Here is a 20,621-nt window from a genome sequence, read left to right as displayed (position 1 = left end):
CGCCGGAAACTTATCAGGTAAGTTATTGCTATGGTTAAAGTTAGGGAAGAGTACGGGGTAACCGGCGACGGTGAAGTGGATATTGACCGTTGGGTTCAGCACATTGCCGAGCTGACGCATCTGGATAAGCCGGACCAGCTGCGACTGGCCTGCGAGAAAGCGGCTCTGATTGCACTGCAGGCGTTCCGCGAGGACCGCCTGTGGACGCCCGGCTCCAGCAGCTTCCGTACCGGGCTGGAAATGGCCCAGGTGCTGGCGGAGTTGCACCTGGACCAGGCCAGCCTGGTGGCTGCCGTACTCTATCGGGCCGTTCGGGAAGAGCGGGTCGCCCTTGAAGAAATTCGAAAGGAATTCGGCGATGAAGTTGCCGGGCTGATCAACGGTGTCCAGCAGATGGCGGCGATCTCGTCGGTTCACCATCCGCTCAAGGGCAACGTGCTGGGCCAGAGCGAAGGCCAGCTGGACAATGTGCGCAAGATGCTGGTCACCATGATCGACGACGTGCGGGTAGCCCTGATCAAGTTGGCAGAGCGAACCTGCGCCATCCGGGCGGTGAAAGACGCTCCGGAAGAAAAGCGTATGCGGGTGGCCCGTGAGGTGTTCGACATCTACGCGCCGCTGGCCCACCGGCTGGGTATCGGCCATATCAAGTGGGAACTGGAAGACCTGTCTTTCCGCTACCTGCATGCTTCCGCCTACAAGAAAATCGCCAAGCTGCTGGATGAAAAGCGGCTCGACCGGGAAGGCTATATCCGTCGGGTGATCGATACCCTGCAGACCGAGCTGAAGGCTTCCGGCATCAAGGGCGACCTCAGTGGCCGGGCCAAGCACATCTACAGCATCTGGCGCAAAATGCGTCGCAAGGGCATTGATTTCTCCCAGGTATACGATGTCCGGGCGGTACGGATACTGGTGCCGGAAGTGCGGGATTGCTACGCCGCACTGGGTATCGTGCATACCCTGTGGCGGCACATCCCCAACGAGTTTGATGACTACATCGCCAACCCCAAGGAAAACGGTTACCAGTCCCTGCATACGGCGGTGATCGGCCCCGAGGGCAAGGTGATGGAAGTGCAGATCCGTACCCATGCCATGCATGAAGAAGCTGAACTGGGTGTCTGTGCCCACTGGCTGTACAAGGGTACGGACAAGAACAACAAGTCCTCCGGCTACGATGCCAAGATCAACTGGCTGCGCCAGGTACTGGAGTGGCAGGAAGAGCTGGGTGACTTGTCCGGGCTGGCAGACCACCTGAAATCCGATGTCGCCTCCGACCGCGTGTATGTGTTTACCCCGGAAGGCCATGTGGTGGACCTGCCCCAGGGCGCCACGCCGGTGGACTTCGCCTATCGCGTGCATACCGAAATCGGCCATGCCTGCCGGGGCGCCCGGGTGAACAGCCGGATTGTGCCATTGACCTACCCGCTGAAAACCGGCGACCAGGTGTTTATCCTGACCTCCAACAACCCGGCGCCCAGCCGGGACTGGCTGAACCCGAGTCTGGGCTATATCCAGACTTCCCGGGCCCGGGCCAAGGTCACCCACTGGTTCAAGCAACAGGACCGGGACCGCAACATCACCGATGGCCGGGCAATCCTGGAAGACGAATTCCGGCGCCTGTCGATCTACGATGTCGAGCTGTCGGAGCTGGCGAAAAAGGTTAACTATCACTCCACCGAAGACATGTTTGCGGCGGTGGGTGCCGGTGATTTGCGCCCCACCCATGTGGCTAACGTGGCCCAGCAGATGCTGGAGCCCAGAACCGAGCAGCTGGATCTCAAACTCACCGGCAACCGCAAAAAAGCCTACGACACCGAATCGGATATCCAGATTCTGGGTGTGGGCAAGCTGAAAACCCAGGTGGCCAAGTGCTGCAAGCCGCTGCCGGGTGACCCGATTGGTGGCTACATTACGGTGGGCCGGGGCGTTACCGTGCACCGTCAGGACTGCATGACTTTCCTGAACCTGAAGGAATTCGAACCCAACCGGATCATCGAAGTAAACTGGGGTGGCCAGCCGGCCGCGGTGTATCCGGTGGATATCGAGATCGAGGCCTACGACCGGTCTGGATTGCTGCGGGATATCACCCAGGTGCTGTCGGCGTCCAAGAGTGATGTCATGTCGCTGCATACCCAGACCAATAAAGACGAGAACACTGCCACCATGCTGGTGACTGTGGAAATCTCCAGCCTGGAACAGTTGGCGCGGTTGCTGGCGCAGATCCGCAACCTGCCGAACATCATCGACGTAAGGCGAAAGCGCGGATGAGCTATTCCATCGACGACCTGAAAACCCTGATGGCGCGCCTGCGGGAACCGGACACCGGTTGCCCGTGGGATACGAAGCAGACCTTCGCCAGCATCGTACCCCATACCATCGAAGAGGCCTACGAGGTGGCCGATGCCATCGAGCAGGGTGATTACCCCCATGTGAAAGACGAGCTGGGGGATCTGCTGTTCCAGGTGATCTTCTACGCCCGGATGGGGCAGGAAGAGGGCCACTTTGATTTCGATGGCATTGTCGACAACCTGGTGCGCAAACTGATCCGCCGGCACCCCCATGTGTTTCCGGAAGGTACCCTGGAAAGCCGGATAGACCCGGACAACCGGCCCACGGAAGCCTGGATCAAGGAAAGCTGGGAGCGCATCAAGGCGGAAGAGCGGGCGCAGAAACCTGCGCCGGATGCCGATACATCGGTCAGCCGCCTGGACGGTATTGCCCGCACACTGCCGGCCATGGCCCGGGCCGAGAAGTTGCAGCGCCGCGCGGCCCGCCACGGCTTTGACTGGCCGGATATCGGCCCGGTGTTCGACAAGCTGCACGAAGAAATCGACGAACTGAAGGAAGCCTGGCAGGCCGCCGAAGACGGCACCGGCGAGCGCGATGCGGTGGAAGACGAGCTGGGCGACCTGCTGTTTGTGTGCGTGAACCTGGCCCGGTTCATGAAAGTGAATCCGGAGCAGGCGCTCAAGCGCACCAATCGCAAATTCGAAATGCGCTTCCGGGCCATTGAAGAGATCCTGGCCGCCGAGGGGCGTGACATGGACGAAGAAAGCCTGGAGGCGCTGGATGCCATCTGGCAGCGGGTCAAGGGCGTGGAAAAAGGGTAACCCCAAGGCCTGATAGACTTTCCCGGGCAATCCTTAGTATCGTAAGTCTCTCCTGATTACGCCCTACAGAAGGAACCCGCTGTGACAGAACTGCATCCCGATCTGCGAGAGAACGTACGTTTACTGGGTGAATTGCTCGGCCAGAGCATTCTGCAGCAGCCTGGGCAGGAGTGCTTCGACCTGATCGAGCAAATCCGGGCGGCGGCAAAGGCCGATCGCCGCCAGGAAAGCGGTTCCGGCCAGCGGCTTGAAACCCTGCTGCGTCAGCTCAGCGATAATGAGCTGCTGCCGGTGACCCGCGCCTTCAACCAGTTTCTCAACCTGGCCAACCTGGCGGAACAGTATCACGGCATTCGCCGTAAGCAGGGGCACCCGTCTGACCTGATGGTGGAATCCCTGAGCGAAGTCTTCGAACGGCTGAAATCCGGCGGCGTTGACCCGGAAGAACTGCACCGCCGCGTGGCCGACCTGCGCATCGAATTTGTGCTCACCGCACACCCCACCGAAGTGGCCCGCCGTACCCTGATCCTGAAATACGACGAAATGTCAGACTGCCTGGCCCGGCTGGACCATGACGACCTGATGCCGGCGGAACGGGGCGAAATCACAGACCGTTTGTCGCAGCTGATCGCCGAAGCCTGGCACACCGACGAAATCCGCCACGAGCGGCCCACCGCGGTCGATGAAGCCAAGTGGGGGTTTGCGGTGATTGAAAACAGCCTTTGGCAGGCGCTGCCGAAGTTTCTGCGCAGCCTGGATACCTCCCTGGAGGGTGCTACCGGCAAGGGGTTGCCGCTGCAGGCGACCCCGGTGCAGATTGCCTCGTGGATGGGCGGCGACCGGGATGGTAACCCCAACGTCACCCACGATGTGACCCGGCAGGTATTTCTGCTTGGGCGCTGGATGGCGGCCGACCTGTACCTGCGTGATATCCAGTCCCTGAGAGCCGAGCTGTCCATGTGGCAGGCCAGTGCTGAATTGCAGGCAGTCACCGGTGACTCCCGGGAGCCGTACCGTCAGGTACTGGCGCAGTTGCGGGACCGGCTGATCCGCACCCGGGACTGGGCCGAGGCCAGCGTCAAGGGCGATCCGGCCGACAGCACTGACATCCTGTTCGAAAACGAAGACCTGACCGCACCGCTGGAGCTGTGTTACCGCTCGCTGGTGCAATGCGGCCTTGAACACATTGCCAACGGACCGCTGCTGGACACCATTCGCAGGGCCCACACCTTCGGGCTGCCGCTGATCCGGCTGGATATCCGCCAGGAAGCCACCCGCCATGCCGAAGCCGTCGCGGAAATGGTGGAGTATCTGGGGCTGGGTGATTACTCGTCCTGGCCGGAGCAGCAGCGCCAGGAGTTCCTGTTGCGTGAACTGCAGGGCCGCCGGCCGCTGGTGCCCAGAAACTGGGAACCCTCGGAGCCGGTCCGGGAAGTGCTGGCTACCTGCGAAGTGGTGGCGCAGCAAACCCCGGAAGCGTTGGGCTCTTATGTGATTTCCATGGCGAGCACGCCATCGGATGTGCTGAGCGTAATCCTGCTGTTGCGCGAAGCCGGCATGAAGTTCCCGATGCGGGTCGTGCCGCTGTTCGAAACCCTGAGCGATCTGCAGGGCGCGCCGGACAGCATGGCCGCCCTGTACGAGGTGGACTGGTATCGCGAATACTGTCAGGGCCGTCAGGAAGTGATGATCGGCTACTCGGATTCGTCCAAGGACGCAGGCCAGCTGATGGCCGCCTGGGCCCAGTACCAGGCCCAGGAGAAGCTGACCCGGGTGGCTGGCCAGTATGGCGTGCACCTGACCCTGTTCCATGGCCGCGGCGGTACGGTAGGCCGGGGTGGTGGTCCTGCCAACCGGGCGATCCTGTCCCAGCCCCCGGGGTCAGTAAACGGCAGTTTCCGGATTACCGAGCAGGGCGAGATGATCCGCTTCAAGTTCGGCTTGCCCCGGCTGGCGGTGCAGAGCCTGACCCTGTACACCACGGCGGTTATCGAGGCCACCCTGGCGCCGCCACCGGAGCCGGAAGACAGCTGGCGCGAAACCATGGACTGGCTGACTGAAAGGTCCCTGAAGGCCTATCGGGATGTGGTTCGGGAGAATCCGGATTTTGTGCCTTATTTCCGCCAGGTTACGCCGGAAACGGCCCTGGGCAAACTGGCCCTGGGCAGCCGTCCGGCCCGCCGCAAGCCCACGGGTGGAGTGGAAAGCCTGCGGGCCATTCCCTGGATCTTTGCCTGGACCCAGATGCGCCTGATGCTGCCAAGCTGGCTGGGCAGCGATGTGGCACTTGAAGAAGCGGCAAAGGCAGAGCGCCTGCCGGAACTTCGGGAAATGATGCGCGGCTGGCCGTTCTTCCGCACCTATGTGGATATGCTCGAGATGGTACTGGCCAAGGCTGACCTGCGCATTGCGAGCTATTACGAGCAGACCCTGGTGGAAGACGACAAGCTCAAGGCACTGGGCGCCAGCCTTCGGGAACGGCTGACCGGATGCATTGAGCGCTTGCTGGAGCTCAAGGAGCAGCAGGAACTGCTGGAAAGCGAACCGGTGTTCGCCCACTCCATGAAAGTGCGCAACCCCTACACCGACCCGCTGCACTACCTACAGGCCGAGCTGCTGCGGCGTGACCGGGAAAGCGAAGACAAAGGCGAGGTGCCGGAGATGGTCGAGCGGGCCCTGAAAGTCACCATGGCCGGTATTGCTGCCGGCATGCGTAACACGGGCTGATGCCGGGGAGACAATGCGTTTGAACGTATCCGAGCGACTGGAACAATACTTCGCCCGCCGTGGGCTGGCCTGGACACCGGTGGATATTGCGCCGGTTACCAACCTGGATGAGGCGATCAAGGCGTCCGGGCAGGCGGCTGACTTTGCCGTGGCCACGGTACTGATCGATGTAAGCGGCCTGTTGATGGTGGTGCACCGGGCCGGAAATCCGCCTTCGCTTGCGCAGCTGCGCAAAGTCACGGGCCGGCCCTTGCAGCAGCTGGAGCCTTTGCAGGCCGCCAGCTTCTTTGACGATTGCCATCCCGGCTTTATTCCGCCGGTGGGCGCGGCCTGGGACCTGGACGTGCTGGTGGATGAAGACATCTACGGTGCCCGGCAAGTGTGTTTTACCTCGGGTAGTGAGCAGGTTCTGATACAGATGGCTGGCGAGGAATTCCAGCGTGCCCTGGGCAACGCCCGGAGAATGGATTTCACCGGTAATGAAGCGGGTAACGGCGGCGATGATGAAGCCGGTGCCACCCCGACCCTGAACAAGGTGGCAGACCGCCTGAAAGGCCTTACCCGGCTGCCGCCCATGCCGGCACTGGCCGGCCGGATGGCGGAACTGGCACAAGACCCGGAGCAGCACGGTGATGAACTGGCGAACCTGGTCGGTATCGACCCGGGCCTGGCGGCCCAGGTACTGAGGTACGCCCGTTCCGGATTGTTCGGGCAGACCCGCCAGAACGGATCCCTGGCGGAGGCGATAGAATTGATGGGGGCGGACCGTCTGGCCCATGTGGCCCGCGGTGCAGCTGGTGTGCGTTCGTTCAGGGTTGCCCGGGACGGCGCGCTGGGCATCAACAGCCTGTGGCGCCATTCCCTGTATTGCGCGTTTATGTGCCGTGCACTGGCGGAGCGGCTGGAGCTTGACCAGGATATGGCCTACCTGTGCGGCCTGCTCCACAACTTCGGTTTGCTGCTGATTGCCTGGCTGTATCCGTCCGAATTCCGTGAATTGCAGGCGCTGCGGGAAATCAATCCGGAAAGCGACATGCGTTCGCTGGAGCGTGAAGTGTTTGGCTCCGGCGAGGGTGGCGACACCGTACCCATGGGGCATGCGACCCTGGGCGGATTGCTGTACCGCTTATGGCAGTTGCCGGAGCCGGTCATCAAGGCCGCAGGCCTGCACCAGAGCCCGGACTATCAGGGCGCTGATGAAGACTACGTGCGGATGGTATTGCTGGCCAACGGCCTGCTGAAAAAGCGCGGGATCGGCGACGAGCTCAGCCCGGATGATATACCGGCACTGACCGATGCCCTTGGCCTGGGGTCGGTGGCACTGGAAGAAGTGCAGCAGGAAATCAGCAGTTTGTCGGCGGATCTGGACGCCCTGATAACCCCCCTCGAACCTTGAGTTCAGTCAGTTACTCATCCAATGATACGGAGGTCGACTTTCTATGCGGGGTCTGACTTCGTATAATGCGGCCTCGATTCTGGGCAGGTGTGCCGTTAACCCACTGGAATCCTGTTGAGAGGTTGCCGCAAAGGCAGGGGTCTTTGCCGCAGTTTTTCAAACGATAATATAAGACAACGGGAGCACAACGTTATGCGAATCATTATGTTAGGCGCGCCAGGCGCGGGTAAGGGTACCCAGGCCCAGTTTATTACCGAGCGTTTCGAGATCCCCCAGATCTCCACCGGTGACATGCTGCGGGCCGCGGTCAAAGCCGAGTCCGAGCTGGGCAAGCAGGTAAAGGAAGTCATGGCTTCCGGCGGCCTGGTATCTGACGACATCATCATCGCGCTGATCGAAGAGCGCATCCAGCAGCCGGACTGCAAGAACGGCTTCCTGCTGGACGGTTTCCCGCGCACTATTCCCCAGGCCGAAGCGCTCAAGGAACAGGGCATTGCCATTGATTACGTGGTCGAGATTGCCGTAGCAGACGAAGAAATTGTCAGCCGCCTGTCTGGCCGTCGTGTGCACGAAGGCAGTGGTCGCATCTATCACGTGAAATACGATCCGCCCAAGGTAGAAGGCAAAGACGATGAAACCGGCGAGCCTCTGGTTCAGCGTGAAGATGACAAGGAAGAAACTGTACGCAAGCGCCTGGGTATCTACCACGACCAGACCGCTCCGCTGATCGGTTTCTATCAGGACTGGGCCGGTAAGGCGCCGTCTGAAGCACCCAAGTACGTGCGCGTAGAAGGTGTTGGCAGCTTGGACAGCATCCGCGACCAGATCCTGTCCCAACTCAAGTAATATCAAGGCCGGAGCGGCCCCGGAGGCACTGATTCTGTGAAGTTACTGGCACTGGATACGTCTTCCGAAGGCTGCTCCGCCGCGCTCTGGCTGGATGGCCATATTACCGAGCGCTTTGAAGTGGCCCCCCGGGGCCACACCCGTCTTCTGATACCCATGGTGCGCGAGTTGCTCGCGGAGCAGGGGCTCACTCCTTCTGGCCTGGATGCCCTGGCGTTTGCCCGGGGGCCGGGCTCTTTCACCGGCTTACGCATTGCCACCGGCGTGGTTCAGGGCCTGGCCTGGGGGCTGGATATCCCTGTGGTGCCGGTATCTTCCCTGGCTGCTGTTGCGCTGCAAGCCATCGACAAGCATCAATTGCCCGAAGGGGCCTGCGTAGCCGTAGCTTTCGACGCCCGCATGGGTGAAGTCTACTGGGGCACTTTCCAGTGCCGTGACGGCCTGCCGGTGTTGCTGGCAGACGAGCGGGTATGCGCGCCATCGGCAGTCAGCCTGCCGGATGTCAGTGCAGATCGCTGGATCGGTGTTGGTTCCGGCTGGGCCTTCGCCGGTGACATGCCTGCGGATGTAGCGGAAACCGTCGCTGTGGTTGATGACACCCTGGTACCCCGGGCCTGTGAAGTTGTCCGGTTGGCGGAACAGGGCTACCGCCAGGGTGAGGCGGTGCCGGCGGAGCAGGCCCAGCCGGTTTATATCCGCGATGAAGTCGCCTGGAAAAAGCTGCCAGGCCGTGACTGAGCCTTCCGTGCCAGGCACCCTTGCGGTGGCCTGCAGCCCGCTGGGTGACCAGCACCAGGCCCGAGCGCTGGCTGAGGAACTGGCATTGCCCTGGTTGGGCGTCGTCAAGCCGCAACAGGTTCGTGATTACTCCATTCTTCTGTATTCCGACGACCAGGGCCTGGCCCTGCAGATCACCGGTAAAGGTGCGCCTGGCCCGGTACGGGCCGAGTTTGTTACCGGTAAGATGGGTTATCGCCGTGAACACGGTGGCGGCACGGGCCAGCTGGTCGCCAGGGCAGTGGGTTTGCAGAAGACCCGCGCAGGTTTACACGTTCTGGATGCCACGGCCGGGTTGGGGCAGGACGCCTTTGTACTGGCAGGCTTGGGCTGCCGCGTCACCTTGCTGGAGCGAAACCCGGTGATCCACGCCTTGCTGGCCGATGGTCTGGCCCGGGCTGCGTTGAATCCGGACTGTTCGCCAGTGGTGGCCAGGATGACCCTGGAAGCCGGCAGCTCCATTGACTGGCTGGCGCAGGCTGACCCGGAATCGGTGGATGTGGTTTACCTGGACCCTATGTTCCCGCATCGGGACAAGTCGGCCCTGGTGAAAAAAGAAATGCAGGTGTTCCGGCAGGTGGTGGGCGACGACGATGATTCAGCTCAATTACTGCAAGCGGCACTGAAGGCTGCCCGTTACCGGGTGGTGGTCAAACGCCCCCGCAAGGCCCCGGCCGTAGAAGGTCCGGAACCGGCTACCCGCATCGAAGGCAAGAGCAGCCGCTACGATATCTATTCCCTGAAAGCCCTGCCGGCCTGAGGCTGACCCAAACCGGCAACCGGCTTCAGGCGTCCAGCATGGTGACCTGCTGGATGGCCTGGCGTTTCTCTACACTCAATACCAGACGAGCGTCCTCGGCCACCTCATCCAGGCCTTCGCCATAACACAGCAGGCCGTTGTCGTCGGTGGTCAGAACCCCTTCCTTCTGCATGTTGGCAATGAAGTTCCGGAACAGGGTCTTGTCGAAGAATTCCGGGGCATTCAGCCCGAACAGGATAGACATCCGCTCGGCCAGCAGGGTGCTCTGTTCTTCCAGTTCGGCGGCGGTCAGCTTGCCGGAACCGTATTTGCGCAGAATGCCCAGGGCAATGTGGTAACGCTCCAGGGTCTGGATAATAAACCGGGACAAAATACGCGCCCGCAGCATTGCTTCTGTGCCTTCTTCCGGCCGGCTCAGGCGTTCGTCATCCAGGGTCACCAGCAGGCCCTGGTCAACCAGCACATCAATCCAGTCGTTAATGACGGATTCGATCTCGTCCTGCGAGTATTTCAGGAACAGCTCTGATTGCAGGTAGGGGTAGGCCACGCTGGCCAGGAAGACGATTTTGTCACGGCGCAGACTGGACTTGTTTTCGAACAGGCTGACAACCAGGGCTGGCAGGGCAAACAGGTGCTGGATGTTATTGCGGTAGTAGGTCATCAGGGTGGCGTTGGAGCCTTCCAGGCCGATGATGTCTCCCAGCTTCTGTGGCTGGCGGGACACCAGCCCCATGCTTTCACAGTAGGCCACCCAGTCCTTTCCACTGCCCTCGGGCAGGGTAACGGTGCCGGCGTAGGGCCGGGCTTTCAGCAGGCTCGCGTACTGGTCCAGCAGCCGGATCAGCTGGCCTTCGTCCATGGCCAGGCGCTCGGTGCCCAGCAGCACGGTGGCGGTCATGCCAATGGGGTTCACCGCAACCGAGGCGTTGATGTTGCTGGCAACCCGCTGGGCCAGGGCGTCAACGGCATCCGGCAGCCAGGACGGCCGGAATTCCGCATCGTAGGCCTCTTCGCGCCAGCTGTCGTGTACGTTGTCCAGAACCTCGGCTAGCGGAATCGGGTCGCCGAAGTTGACCGCTACCCGGCCAAAGGAGTTGGTGAGCTTGCGGGCGGTCTTGGCGAGCCCGAATACGCTTTCCTTCTGCTTTTTCTTACCCCGGAGTTCGCCCAGGTACGACCGGCCTTCCATCACTTTCTCGTAACCGATATACACCGGTACAAAGACAATCGGCTTGCGGTGATCCCGCAGGAAGCTGCGCACCGTCATCGACAGCATGCCGGGCCGTGGGGCCAGCATGCGGCCGGTGCGGGAGCGGCCGCCTTCCACGAAGTATTCCACCGAGTAACCCCGGGTGAACATCACGTGCATGTATTCGTTGAACACGGTGGCGTACAGGGGATTGTCACGGAAACTGCGGCGCATGAAGAAGGCACCGCCACGGCGCAGGATCGGCCCGACAACGGGCATGTTCAGGTTGATGCCGGCAGCAATGTGGGGCGGCATCAGACCGTTCTTGTACAGCACATAAGACAGCAGCAGGTAGTCGATGTGCGAGCGGTGGCAGGGCACATAGACCACGGCATTGTCCTGTGCTGTTTCCTTGGCCACCTTGATGTTGTTGATGGCAATACCGTTGTAGATCCGGTTCCACAACCAGGCCAGCACCAGTTCCAGGAAGCGTATGGTGACAATGGACATGCTGGCGGCGATTTCGTCGGCGTACTTGTAGGCCTTGGCCCGGACTTTCTCAGGGGGAATATCGTCCTTGGCGGCGGTTTCGCGAATGGCTTCTTTTACCGCCTGGGTGCGTACCAGGCCTTCCACCAATGTGCGGCGGTGGGACAGGTCTGGCCCCAGTACCGCCTGGCGTACCCGACGGAAATGGGTGCGCAGCAGGCGCGCCAGTTTGCGGTTGGCCTTCTGTTCGTTATCCCGGTATTCCTCAACCACCTGGTTCAGTGACAGCGGCTGGTTGAACTGCACGTAGGTGTTGCGCCCGTGGACCAGGATGATGAGGAACTTCTGTAAACGGCCGGCGACTGACCAGGTGTCGGACAGCAGCAACTTCACCAGGGATTTTTCCTTGTCCGGAGAGCGACCCCAGAACAGGGAAACCGGAACAATCTGTACGTCCTGCTCGGGGTGTTCCAGCCCGAAACGGACCAGGTCACCGAATTCCCTGGTGGGAACGGGCTTGTGCCGGCCGCCGCGGAACAGGCCGCCAATCCGCTTGTACAGAAAGAAAAACGAATGGGATGGCCCGTTCTTGACGGGCAGGACCGGCGTGGCACCGGGCAGCCGGGCCTGGATGACCTCCTGCTCCAGCACCAGTCGGCTGGAAAGCGAACTGTATTGCAGCACGTAACACACCGGCTTCTGCGGATCGAGGCCGAGGGCTTCAAGGGTGTTGCCGCTGACATCCGTCCTGACCCAAAGGAACAGGATCTTGCGGAAAAGAGACAGGATCAGGCTGCGAATACCCTGATAAAGTCGCATAAGGTGCTACTCCGGTGCTGGAAACAGGCGCCAAGTTTAACGGGTTGGAGCGGGGCCGGAAAGCGCTATGCCGATTCTGGCCGGTGAATGTGATGTGGTACATTGCCACGGAACGTAATCGCTGCAGGTACAAGGCAAGGGTATGGTCGATCAAAACATGCAATGGGTACCGGGTTGGTCTGAACAGGGGCCGGAGCCGGGTGACCTGTTACTGGCGTTTGCCGGTAACAGCATTCTCAAACCCGGTGACGGCTGGTTTCTGACCTGGGGCGGCCCGGAAATGGGTGACAGCCGGCCGGAAGCCCTGATGCTTGGCACCGTCGGCGGCCGCAGGTTATATGTGACGGCATTGCCCGACACCGGCCTGCCCGGGCTGGAAACCCTGAGCCTGCGCGAGGCCATGTTGCATACGCCTGATGCCCCCTCCGAACTGCTCAGTACCGGTTTCCAGGTGTGGCAGTGGTGGCAGGACCATCGCTATTGCGGACGCTGTGGCGAGCGCACGGGGCCGCATCCCCGGGAGCGCGCCCGTTGGTGTGGCCGGTGTAACATTCCCTGGTACCCCAGGATTGCCCCTTGCATCATTACTGTGATTCGCCGGGATGACCGTTTTCTGCTGGCCCGGTCGGCCCGGGTAACCCGAAATTTCTTCAGCCTGATTGCTGGGTTTGTGGAGCCGGGCGAGAGCCTGGAGCAGGCCGTGGCCCGGGAAGTGATGGAAGAAACCGGCCTGGAAGTGACCAATATCCGCTACCAGGCTTCCCAGCACTGGCCATTTCCCCATCAGCTGATGGTGGGCTTCCTGGCAGACTATAAAAGTGGCGAGCTGAAGCTGCAGGAGGACGAGCTGGCCGAAGCAGGCTGGTTCACGCCGGAGGAGCATCCGCCGATCCCGCCGGAAACCACCATTGCCGGCCGCCTGATCAGTGCCATGAAAAAGGAAATCGCTGGTGGGTCGGGTAACTGACCATGGCTGATGCATGTCCCAGGGTATTGGTGTTCGACTCCGGCGTGGGTGGCCTGAGTGTGGCGTCCTGCATTCACCAGGCCTTGCCGGGGGCCGAGCTTGTTTACCTGGCTGACAACGCCGGCTTTCCTTATGGCGATAAACCGGAGCAGGTAGTGATCGAGCGCAGCTGTGGCCTGATCATGGAGTGCCTGGCCCGGTGGCGCTGCGATGTCATTGTGATCGCCTGTAACACCGCGAGTACCGTGGCCTTGCCGAGCCTGCGGTCCAGAACGGACATTCCGGTGGTGGGAGTGGTGCCTGCGGTGAAGCCCGCCGCCGCCTGCAGTGAAAACCGGCGCATCGGCTTGCTGGCTACCCCGGCCACGGTGCGGCGACCTTACCTGGACGACCTGGTGCGCGAGTTTGCGGTGGATTGCCAGGTGGTTCGGTTGGGGCATCCGGGCCTGGTGCTCTGGGCCGAAGCCCTGGTGTCCGGTGCCGAGCCGCCTCAACAGGATCTGGACCAGGCCATGCAACCGCTGCGGGAAGCGGGGGTTGATACCGTGGTGCTGGGCTGCACCCATTACCCGCTGTTGCTGCCCTGGTTACGCAAAAGCCTGCCGGACGTGCGCTATTGGGTAGAGTCTGGTGAGGCGATTGCCCGAAGGGTGGCCTACTGGCTGGAGGAAGCCGGGCGTTTGCCAGAGGCGGAAACACCCAGGGAGGCAGGGCTGCCGATTGTCCGGGAAGCCTGCTTTACCGGCGAGGTAGCGCCACAGATGGACCTGTTCCTGGCTGAGATGGGAATTCCGGTGGGGCAGGTGACTGGCCACTGGCCCGGCGCTACAGCAGCCGGGTCAGTTTGAACATGGCCAGGAATTCCAGTGCCGGAATTGCTCGCTTGTGGCAGCAGTAGGTTTTGAAGTCATCACCGCGGAAGCGTGACTTGGTGAACTCCAGCCCCTTGAAGTTATAAAGGAAGTTTCCTTTCTCATAGACTCCGTGCAGCAGCGATTTCAGCAGCCGGCTTTCCTGGTGCTCGGTGGTTTTATCCAGCGATAGCGGAATCAGTCCCAGATCCAGGTAGGGCACGCCTTCTTCTTTGAACACGTCCATGGCATGGGCCATCAGGGTGTAAAAAATGCCCTGGCGGAAATCGGCGTTGGCCCGGGAAATATTGGGCACATAGCTGATGATTTCGTTGTTGCGATACACCGGGTCAAAGTAGATAAAGCCCACCGCCTTGTCGTCCTGGTAGGCGTAGAAGTGGCGCTCGTTCTCTCGGTACTCCATTTCCATCGGCCGGATCAGGAAACGGATTTCATTACTTTTGCACTTGCGGGTACGAATCCAGGCCTCGGAAATTTCCCGGGTGTGGTCGTCACTGAACCGTTCTTTAACGGTAATGCCGCTCTTTTCAGCCTGGTTGAGGGCAGTACGCAGAATCTGCTTCTTCTTACCGCTCAGGCTCCATTTGCGGAGGTCGATCCGGGATTCGCTGCCAAACTGGGTGCCGTAGAGGCCAAAGCGCAGGTGCAGGAAATCCACCACCGGCTTGGATACCTGGATGTAGCAGGCATTTGGGAATTTCTGGTGAAAGCGTTCCAGGATGGCAGGGAAGTGTTCGGGCGCGCTGACCGGGTCAGACAAAACAAAGGTGCCGCCCCATTTGCGCATGTAGGCAATGTAGCCCATGCCGGGTACGTCAAAGTATTGCATGCCCGGTTGCAGGGTGGAGAACGACTGGGTGTGGGCTCCGTACTTTTTCAGGTAGTTAACCCGCTCGGAGAAGGAGAACTGGCCATCGGCCAGGTCCCTGACGCTGTCGAGTGCGAGAATCTGATCGGTCATGGTGAAGCTCCCGTTATCCGGTTGTTATTGTTTTGGTCGGCGGGCAGGGGTCAGACCTGCTTTTGCCCGAGAATCGACCAGTAACAGTCCATGTTGAGAAGCTTGAACTTTTTCTTTTCCGTTACCTGCAGGCCAAGGCGCTGCATGTGTTCGGGATAGTTGTAGATTTTGTGGAAAGCGTTGTTGGCAAACAGCCAGAAGGTGAACACCGCCATATACCAGTACATCTTCTTGAACAGGCGGGACAGCAGGTTTCCCGTGGGGTAGCAGAAGTCACCGACGACCACCTTGGCATCGGCCTTGCCGAGCCGGATCAGGTGTTCCAGTACTTTGACCATCATGTCTTCGTCGAAAACGTTGAGGAAAAAGTTGGCCACCACCATGTCGTACTGTTCGAACTCATCCACCTTCATGATGTCACTGTGGATGCGGCGAATGGTCAGGTTTGGTGCCTCGCTGTGCTGGGCTTCGGCAAACTTGCGCAGCATGGTTTCGGACAGGTCGACCACGGTCACGTCGGCACCCAGCTCGGCGGCGCGAATGGCATCGCGGCCATGGCCAACGCCGGCAAACAGGATGCGGTCGCCGGGTTTCACGGTTTCCACGTCCAGCATGGCGGTTTTGCAGCGGTGGATATTCTTGCCGCTGTAGAGGTTGCTCAGAAAGTCGTAAACAGGGCCGATGTATTTATATTTGTCGCGCATATCACTGCAGCCTTCGTTCTTGTTCCCTGGGGCCGTCACCGTTTTTGTGGTTTTTGATCCGGCGTAAGCCGGTGCGGTGATCGGTTGTGATGGATCGAGCTTAGAGAAGGCTGTGGTCGAAATATGTGCAGTAGGCCGCATTTCCGGATACACAAAGTAACGCTCTGCAACGCTTTGCAAACTGCGTCAATATTTATAATAAGAGTGTCAGACAATCAATAATTGAAGTATGAATTCGGGAATAGAGTCGTGTGCCGGCAGGGTGCAGCTGCCCTGATAATGTGCAGTTTGGTTCGTCATTTTATTGTCGGTCCGGGTTGTGTAAGTTTGCAGTCTGTCACCACCCTGTCACCTGTGGTGTGCAAGAATTGGCCGATATCGTTTTCGTGGCCCGCATTATGCGGGTACCGGTTTGCTGGCATCGTTGCCGGCTACGTGAAGATCAGAGAAGGAGTTCTACCATGACAAAACGGCAGGTCAGCGGCGGTGAAGCATCGTCAAGGGTGCTGGAGCAGTTACGCGGCAAAAAAGTGCTGATTACCGGAACAACCGGTTTTCTCGGCAAGGTGGTACTGGAAAAGTTGATCCGGGCGGTTCCGGATATCGGTGGTATCTATCTGCTTATCCGCGGCAACAAGCGCCATCCGAATGCCCGCAGCCGCTTTCTGAACGAAATCGCCACATCCTCGGTGTTCGATCGCCTCCGCGAGGCAGATACCGAAGCATTCGATGCCTTCCTTGAAGACCGCATCCACTGTGTAACCGGTGAGGTGACCGAGCCCGGCTTTGGCCTGGGAGAGCCGGCCTGCCGCAAACTGGCCATGGAGCTGGATGCGGTAATCAACTCCGCAGCCAGCGTGAATTTCCGGGAAGAACTCGACAAGGCGCTGACCATCAACACCCTGTGCCTGGAAAACATCGCACAGCTGGCCCGCATGAATCCTGCCCTGGCGGTGTTGCAGGTATCCACCTGCTATGTGAATGGCATGAACTCCGGGCAGGTGGCCGAGGCGGTGATCAAGCCGGCAGGCGAGGCTATCCCGCAATCGCCCGAAGGTTATTACGAGATTGAAGACCTGGTGCGACTGCTGCACGACAAGATCGAGGATGTCCGCTCCCGTTACACCGGTAAAGCGTTGGAAAAGAAACTGGTGGAGCTGGGCATTCGCGAGGCCAACCGCTATGGCTGGAGCGACACCTATACCTTCACCAAGTGGCTGGGCGAGCAGCTGTTGATGAAAGCACTGCAGGGGCGGAGCCTGACCATCGTGCGGCCTTCGATTATCGAAAGTGCGCTGGAGGAACCGGCGCCCGGCTGGATTGAAGGGGTCAAGGTGGCTGATGCCATCATCCTGGCCTACGCCCGCGAAAAGGTCACCCTGTTTCCGGGCAAGCGCTCCGGCATTATTGATGTTATACCGGTCGACCTGGTGGCCAACGCCATCATTATGGGGCTGGCAGAAGCCCTGGCCGAGCCGGGTGAGCAGCACATCTACCAATGCTGCAGTGGCGGTTCCAACCCGGTTACCCTGGGCCAGTTTATCGATCACCTGATGGAAGAATCGAAAACCAACTATGCCGCCTATGACCACCTGTTCTACCGCCAGCCGAGCAAGCCCTTTGTGGCCGTAAACCGGGGCCTGTTTGACCTGGTGGTGAGCGGCGTTCGCCTGCCTCTGAGCATCACAGACCGGGTGCTGAAACTGCTGGGTAACTCCCGGGACCTGAAATGGCTGCGCAACCTGGATACCACCCAGTCCCTGGCGACCATCTTCGGTTTCTATACCGCCCCGGATTATGTGTTCCGCAACGACCGTCTGCAGGACCTTGCCGAGCGGATGGGGCAGACCGACAAAGCCCTGTTTCCGGTTGACCCCAAGGCGATTGACTGGCAGCACTACCTGCGCAAAATCCACCTTGCCGGCCTGAACCGCTATGCGCTGAAAGAGCGCAAGGTCTACAGCCTGAAATCTTCCCGCCAGCGTAAAAAAGCGGCCTGAGCCGCTACCTCACCGGGCCCGGCCAGGCACCTGTCCTGGCCCGGATTACTGCCTTATGAGAATGCCATTTGGACGTTAGTCTAATTCATTGTGTAGTGGCACACATGTTGAACTACGGGTATCTGTCTTAAGAAGGACTGATAAAGTCCCACCACCCTGAATTTTGAAAACCCATAATGACAACAGACTCTTAATAGGGGGAGCACAATGACTGATAAACAGGTATATCCGGTGAGTCCGGAAGTGGCCGATCGCGCACTGGTTACCCGCGAACAGTACGAAGCCATGTATCGCCAGTCGGTAGAAGACCCGGACACCTTCTGGGGCGAGCACGGCAAGCGCCTGGACTGGATCAAGCCCTACAGTAAGGTCAAGAACAGCACCTACGACTACAACAACCTGTCCATCAAGTGGTTTGAAGACGGCGTGCTGAACGCCTCTGCCAACTGCCTGGACCGTCACCTGAAAGACCGCGCAGACCAGACCGCCATTATTTTCGAAGGCGATGATCCCTCGGTTTCCCGCAACGTCACCTACCGCGAACTGCACGAAGAAACCTGTAAGTTTGCCAACGTACTGAAAGATCAGGGCGTCAAGAAGGGTGATGTCGTCACCATCTACATGCCGATGATTGTTGAAACTGCCGTTGCCATGCTGGCCTGTGCCCGTATCGGTGCCATCCACTCGGTGGTGTTTGGTGGTTTCTCTCCGGAAGCACTGGCAGCCCGCGTTGTTAACGGCAAGTCCCGCTTTGTGATCACCGCCGACGAAGGCCTGCGTGGCGGCCGTGCCATCCCGCTGAAGAAAAACGTGGATGCCGCCCTCAAGCACGAGGAAGACGCCAAGGTTGACCGCGTAATTGTGGTAACCCGTACCGGCAACGACCAGGTGCCCTGGACCGAAGGCCGCGATGCCCGCTACGAAGACCTGATGAAAAACGCCTCGGCCGAGTGCGAGCCGGAGCCGATGAACGCAGAAGATCCGCTGTTCATGCTGTACACCTCCGGTTCTACCGGCGCCCCGAAAGGCGTTCTGCACACCACCGGTGGTTACATGGTGTATGCCTCCATGACCCACCAGTACGTGTTCGATTATCACGATGGTGACGTGTACTGGTGTACCGCTGACTTCGGTTGGGTAACCGGCCACAGCTACATCCTGTACGGCCCGCTGGCCAATGGCGCTATCACCCTGCTGTTTGAAGGTGTGCCCAACTATCCGGACAGCTCCCGCATGGGGCAGGTAGTGGACAAGCACCAGGTCAACATCCTGTATACCGCACCGACCGCTATCCGTGCCCTGATGGCTGAAGGCGAGTCCTGCATGAGCGGTACCAAGCGTGACAGCCTGAAGCTGCTGGGTTCTGTGGGTGAGCCCATCAACCCGGAAGCCTGGGAGTGGTATCACCGGGTGATCGGTAACAGCAAGTGCCCGATTGTGGACACCTGGTGGCAGACCGAGACCGGCGGCATCCTGATTTCCCCGCTGCCGGGCGCAGTAGACCTGAAGCCGGGCTCCGCTACCCTGCCGTTCTTTGGCGTACAGCCGGCGCTGGTGGATAACGAAGGTAACATCCTGGAAGGCAAGACCGAGGGCAACCTGGTCATCATGGACAGCTGGCCGGGCCAGATGCGCACCATCTACGGTGACCATGAGCGCTTCATCCAGACTTACTTCAGCACCTACAAAGGCATGTACTTCACCGGTGACGGTGCCCGTCGCGACGAAGACGGTTACTACTGGATTACCGGCCGTGTGGACGACGTACTGAACGTATCCGGCCACCGCCTGGGTACTGCCGAAGTTGAAAGCGCGCTGGTTGCCCACGAAAAAGTGGCCGAAGCCGCTGTTGTAGGCTATCCGCACGAGATCAAGGGGCAGGGCATCTATGTTTACGTAACCTTGGTTCAGGGCGAAGAGCCGTCTGACGAACTGAAGAAAGAACTGGTGCAGTGGGTGCGCAAGGAAATCGGCCCGATTGCCTCTCCGGACGTGATCCAGTGGGCGCCTGGACTGCCCAAGACAAGATCGGGCAAGATTATGCGCCGGATTTTGCGTAAGATTGCCGCTAACGAGCACGATCAGTTGGGTGATACTTCTACCCTGGCTGATCCGGGCGTAGTGGATGAGCTGATCGACAGCCGGGCGTTCAGGTAACGCCGGCCCTCGACAGCCCTTAACCTGAGAGGAATCTGTTGAATGACACAAACAATTATCGTCGCTGATGATCACCCGTTGTTTCGGGCAGCATTGAAACAGGCGGTCAATCAGGCGGTGCCGGATGCCGAGACCGTAGAGGTCGACAGCATCAAGGCCCTGCAGGCGGCGGTAGAGTCGCACCCGGATGCCGATCTGATCCTGCTGGATCTGAATATGCCGGGTGCCCACGGCTTCTCGGGTCTGGTGTTCATGCGTGGCCAGTACCCGGGCTTGCCGGTGGTGGTTGTGTCAGGTTCGGAGGACTTGCAGGTTATGCGCCGTTCGGTGGACTACGGTGCCTCCGGGTTCATTCCCAAGAGTGCACCGCTGCCAACCATTACCGAGGCCATTCAGGCAGTTCTGGAAGGTGATGTCTGGCTGCCGGAAGGCGTAGCGGACAAGATCGAACGCATGCAGGCTGAAACCACGGACTTCTCGGAGCGCCTTGCGTCACTGACGCCGCAGCAGTTCCGGGTGCTGGGTATGCTGGCCGAGGGGCTTTTGAACAAGCAGATCGCTTATGATCTGGATGTTTCAGAGGCGACCATCAAGGCGCATATTACAGCGGTGTTCCGCAAGCTTGGGGTTCGTAACCGGACCCAGGCGGTGATTGCCATTCAGCAGATGGAGCTGGATCCTTCGGAGCAGTCGCTTTCGGGGGGCTGAGGTTTTAGCTTTTAAGTTTGTTTCAGAACGGGAGCCTTTGGGCTCCCGTTTTGTTTTGGGGCCCTTGAGTTCTGGAGCTGTGCTGCAGGTGACGAGCCCCTCCCAGGAAACGCTACAAGCACATATATGTAGACCTCTT

Annotated in this window: 15 protein-coding genes; 12 read left to right on the top strand and 3 right to left on the bottom strand. The window is 60.0% G+C overall.

The genetic code is table 11. The annotated features are described in order from the left end of the window. The first annotated feature begins 30 nt into the window (after positions 1-30). The 7 genes from relA (at position 31) to Q668_RS06875 (ending at position 9,616) form a co-directional block, all read left to right on the top strand. Positions 31-2,268 (top strand): GTP diphosphokinase, encoded by a 2,238-nt coding sequence (gene relA, locus Q668_RS06905; protein WP_022988870.1) that lies wholly within the window; start codon positions 31-33, stop codon positions 2,266-2,268. Then, the gene (gene mazG / locus Q668_RS06900) at positions 2,265-3,110 is read left to right on the top strand and encodes a nucleoside triphosphate pyrophosphohydrolase (RefSeq protein ID WP_022988869.1); all 846 of its coding nucleotides are present in this window, start codon (positions 2,265-2,267) and stop codon (positions 3,108-3,110) included. Before relA ends, mazG begins: the two co-directional genes overlap by 4 nt. A gap of 81 nt (positions 3,111-3,191) precedes the next feature. Continuing rightward, complete coding sequence (gene ppc / locus Q668_RS06895; RefSeq protein ID WP_022988868.1) at positions 3,192-5,837, top strand: phosphoenolpyruvate carboxylase; 2,646 nt, start codon at positions 3,192-3,194, stop codon at positions 5,835-5,837. A gap of 13 nt (positions 5,838-5,850) precedes the next feature. After that, the gene (locus Q668_RS06890; RefSeq protein ID WP_022988867.1) at positions 5,851-7,233 is read left to right on the top strand and encodes an HDOD domain-containing protein; all 1,383 of its coding nucleotides are present in this window, start codon (positions 5,851-5,853) and stop codon (positions 7,231-7,233) included. A gap of 192 nt (positions 7,234-7,425) precedes the next feature. Beyond that, complete coding sequence (adk, locus tag Q668_RS06885) at positions 7,426-8,079, top strand: adenylate kinase (RefSeq protein WP_022988866.1); 654 nt, start codon at positions 7,426-7,428, stop codon at positions 8,077-8,079. Between the two features lie 36 nt (positions 8,080-8,115). After that, positions 8,116-8,817 carry a tRNA (adenosine(37)-N6)-threonylcarbamoyltransferase complex dimerization subunit type 1 TsaB gene (gene tsaB, locus Q668_RS06880; RefSeq protein ID WP_022988865.1) on the top strand — a complete coding sequence of 234 codons (702 nt, stop codon included), beginning with the start codon at positions 8,116-8,118 and terminating at the stop codon, positions 8,815-8,817. After that, positions 8,780-9,616, top strand: coding sequence for a class I SAM-dependent methyltransferase (locus Q668_RS06875; RefSeq protein ID WP_052009684.1), 837 nt, complete (start codon positions 8,780-8,782; stop codon positions 9,614-9,616). The genes tsaB and Q668_RS06875 overlap by 38 nt, the downstream gene beginning before the upstream one ends. Before the next feature lie 25 nt (positions 9,617-9,641). On the opposite strand, the gene plsB is transcribed toward Q668_RS06875, so the two are convergent. Next, on the bottom strand, positions 9,642-12,113 hold the full coding sequence (gene plsB, locus Q668_RS06870) for a glycerol-3-phosphate 1-O-acyltransferase PlsB (RefSeq protein ID WP_022988863.1): 2,472 nt from the start codon (positions 12,111-12,113) through the stop codon (positions 9,642-9,644). A 142-nt stretch (positions 12,114-12,255) separates the two neighbouring features. Here plsB and nudC point away from each other — a divergent pair, with 142 nt between their 5' ends. Together nudC and murI are read left to right on the top strand one after the other, a co-directional pair. Next, positions 12,256-13,080, top strand: coding sequence for an NAD(+) diphosphatase (gene nudC, locus Q668_RS06865; RefSeq protein ID WP_022988862.1), 825 nt, complete (start codon positions 12,256-12,258; stop codon positions 13,078-13,080). 2 nt (positions 13,081-13,082) lie between these two features. Then, entirely contained in the window at positions 13,083-13,928 is an 846-nt protein-coding gene (gene murI, locus Q668_RS06860) for a glutamate racemase (protein WP_022988861.1), read from the top strand. Here murI and Q668_RS06855 read toward each other — a convergent pair. Both Q668_RS06855 and Q668_RS06850 read right to left on the bottom strand, forming a co-directional pair. Next, positions 13,906-14,913, bottom strand: coding sequence for a DUF2156 domain-containing protein (locus tag Q668_RS06855; RefSeq protein ID WP_022988860.1), 1,008 nt, complete (start codon positions 14,911-14,913; stop codon positions 13,906-13,908). The two genes, murI and Q668_RS06855, sit on opposite strands and share 23 nt — an antisense overlap. Before the next feature lie 50 nt (positions 14,914-14,963). Then, positions 14,964-15,617, bottom strand: a complete 654-nt coding sequence (locus tag Q668_RS06850; RefSeq protein ID WP_022988859.1) for a class I SAM-dependent methyltransferase — start codon at positions 15,615-15,617, stop codon at positions 14,964-14,966. A 461-nt stretch (positions 15,618-16,078) separates the two neighbouring features. On the opposite strand from Q668_RS06850, the gene Q668_RS06845 reads away from it, so the two are divergent. The 3 genes from Q668_RS06845 (at position 16,079) to Q668_RS06835 (ending at position 20,482) form a co-directional block, all read left to right on the top strand. Continuing rightward, a complete protein-coding gene (locus tag Q668_RS06845) occupies positions 16,079-17,617 on the top strand; it encodes a fatty acyl-CoA reductase (protein WP_022988858.1) in 1,539 nt (512 codons plus the stop codon). 207 nt (positions 17,618-17,824) lie between these two features. Further along, positions 17,825-19,774, top strand: a complete 1,950-nt coding sequence (gene acs / locus Q668_RS06840) for an acetate--CoA ligase (protein WP_022988857.1) — start codon at positions 17,825-17,827, stop codon at positions 19,772-19,774. 42 nt (positions 19,775-19,816) lie between these two features. After that, the gene (locus tag Q668_RS06835) at positions 19,817-20,482 is read left to right on the top strand and encodes a LuxR C-terminal-related transcriptional regulator (protein ID WP_022988856.1); all 666 of its coding nucleotides are present in this window, start codon (positions 19,817-19,819) and stop codon (positions 20,480-20,482) included. Positions 20,483-20,621 lie beyond the last annotated feature (139 nt).

This window comes from Marinobacter sp. ES-1 (assembly GCF_000475255.1).
In the GTDB taxonomy this organism is placed as follows: Bacteria; Pseudomonadota; Gammaproteobacteria; order Pseudomonadales; family Oleiphilaceae; genus Marinobacter; species Marinobacter vinifirmus.
Note: the sequence above shows the minus strand (reverse complement) of the source record. Positions and strands in the feature narration are given on the sequence as shown.

Excerpts from the sequence above, each read along its gene's own strand:
- Q668_RS06835 (WP_022988856.1), top strand. The coding sequence starts at position 19,817 with ATGACACAAACAATTATCGTCGCTGATGATCACCCGTTGTTTCGGGCA.
- acs (WP_022988857.1), top strand. The coding sequence starts at position 17,825 with ATGACTGATAAACAGGTATATCCGGTGAGTCCGGAAGTGGCCGATCGC.
- mazG (WP_022988869.1), top strand. The coding sequence starts at position 2,265 with ATGAGCTATTCCATCGACGACCTGAAAACCCTGATGGCGCGCCTGCGG.
- Q668_RS06875 (WP_052009684.1), top strand. The coding sequence starts at position 8,780 with ATGAAGTCGCCTGGAAAAAGCTGCCAGGCCGTGACTGAGCCTTCCGTG.
- plsB (WP_022988863.1), bottom strand. The coding sequence starts at position 12,113 with ATGCGACTTTATCAGGGTATTCGCAGCCTGATCCTGTCTCTTTTCCGC.
- murI (WP_022988861.1), top strand. The coding sequence starts at position 13,083 with ATGGCTGATGCATGTCCCAGGGTATTGGTGTTCGACTCCGGCGTGGGT.
- relA (WP_022988870.1), top strand. The coding sequence starts at position 31 with ATGGTTAAAGTTAGGGAAGAGTACGGGGTAACCGGCGACGGTGAAGTG.
- adk (WP_022988866.1), top strand. The coding sequence starts at position 7,426 with ATGCGAATCATTATGTTAGGCGCGCCAGGCGCGGGTAAGGGTACCCAG.
- nudC (WP_022988862.1), top strand. The coding sequence starts at position 12,256 with ATGGTCGATCAAAACATGCAATGGGTACCGGGTTGGTCTGAACAGGGG.
- Q668_RS06850 (WP_022988859.1), bottom strand. The coding sequence starts at position 15,617 with ATGCGCGACAAATATAAATACATCGGCCCTGTTTACGACTTTCTGAGC.
- Q668_RS06845 (WP_022988858.1), top strand. The coding sequence starts at position 16,079 with ATGACAAAACGGCAGGTCAGCGGCGGTGAAGCATCGTCAAGGGTGCTG.
- Q668_RS06890 (WP_022988867.1), top strand. The coding sequence starts at position 5,851 with ATGCGTTTGAACGTATCCGAGCGACTGGAACAATACTTCGCCCGCCGT.
- Q668_RS06855 (WP_022988860.1), bottom strand. The coding sequence starts at position 14,913 with ATGACCGATCAGATTCTCGCACTCGACAGCGTCAGGGACCTGGCCGAT.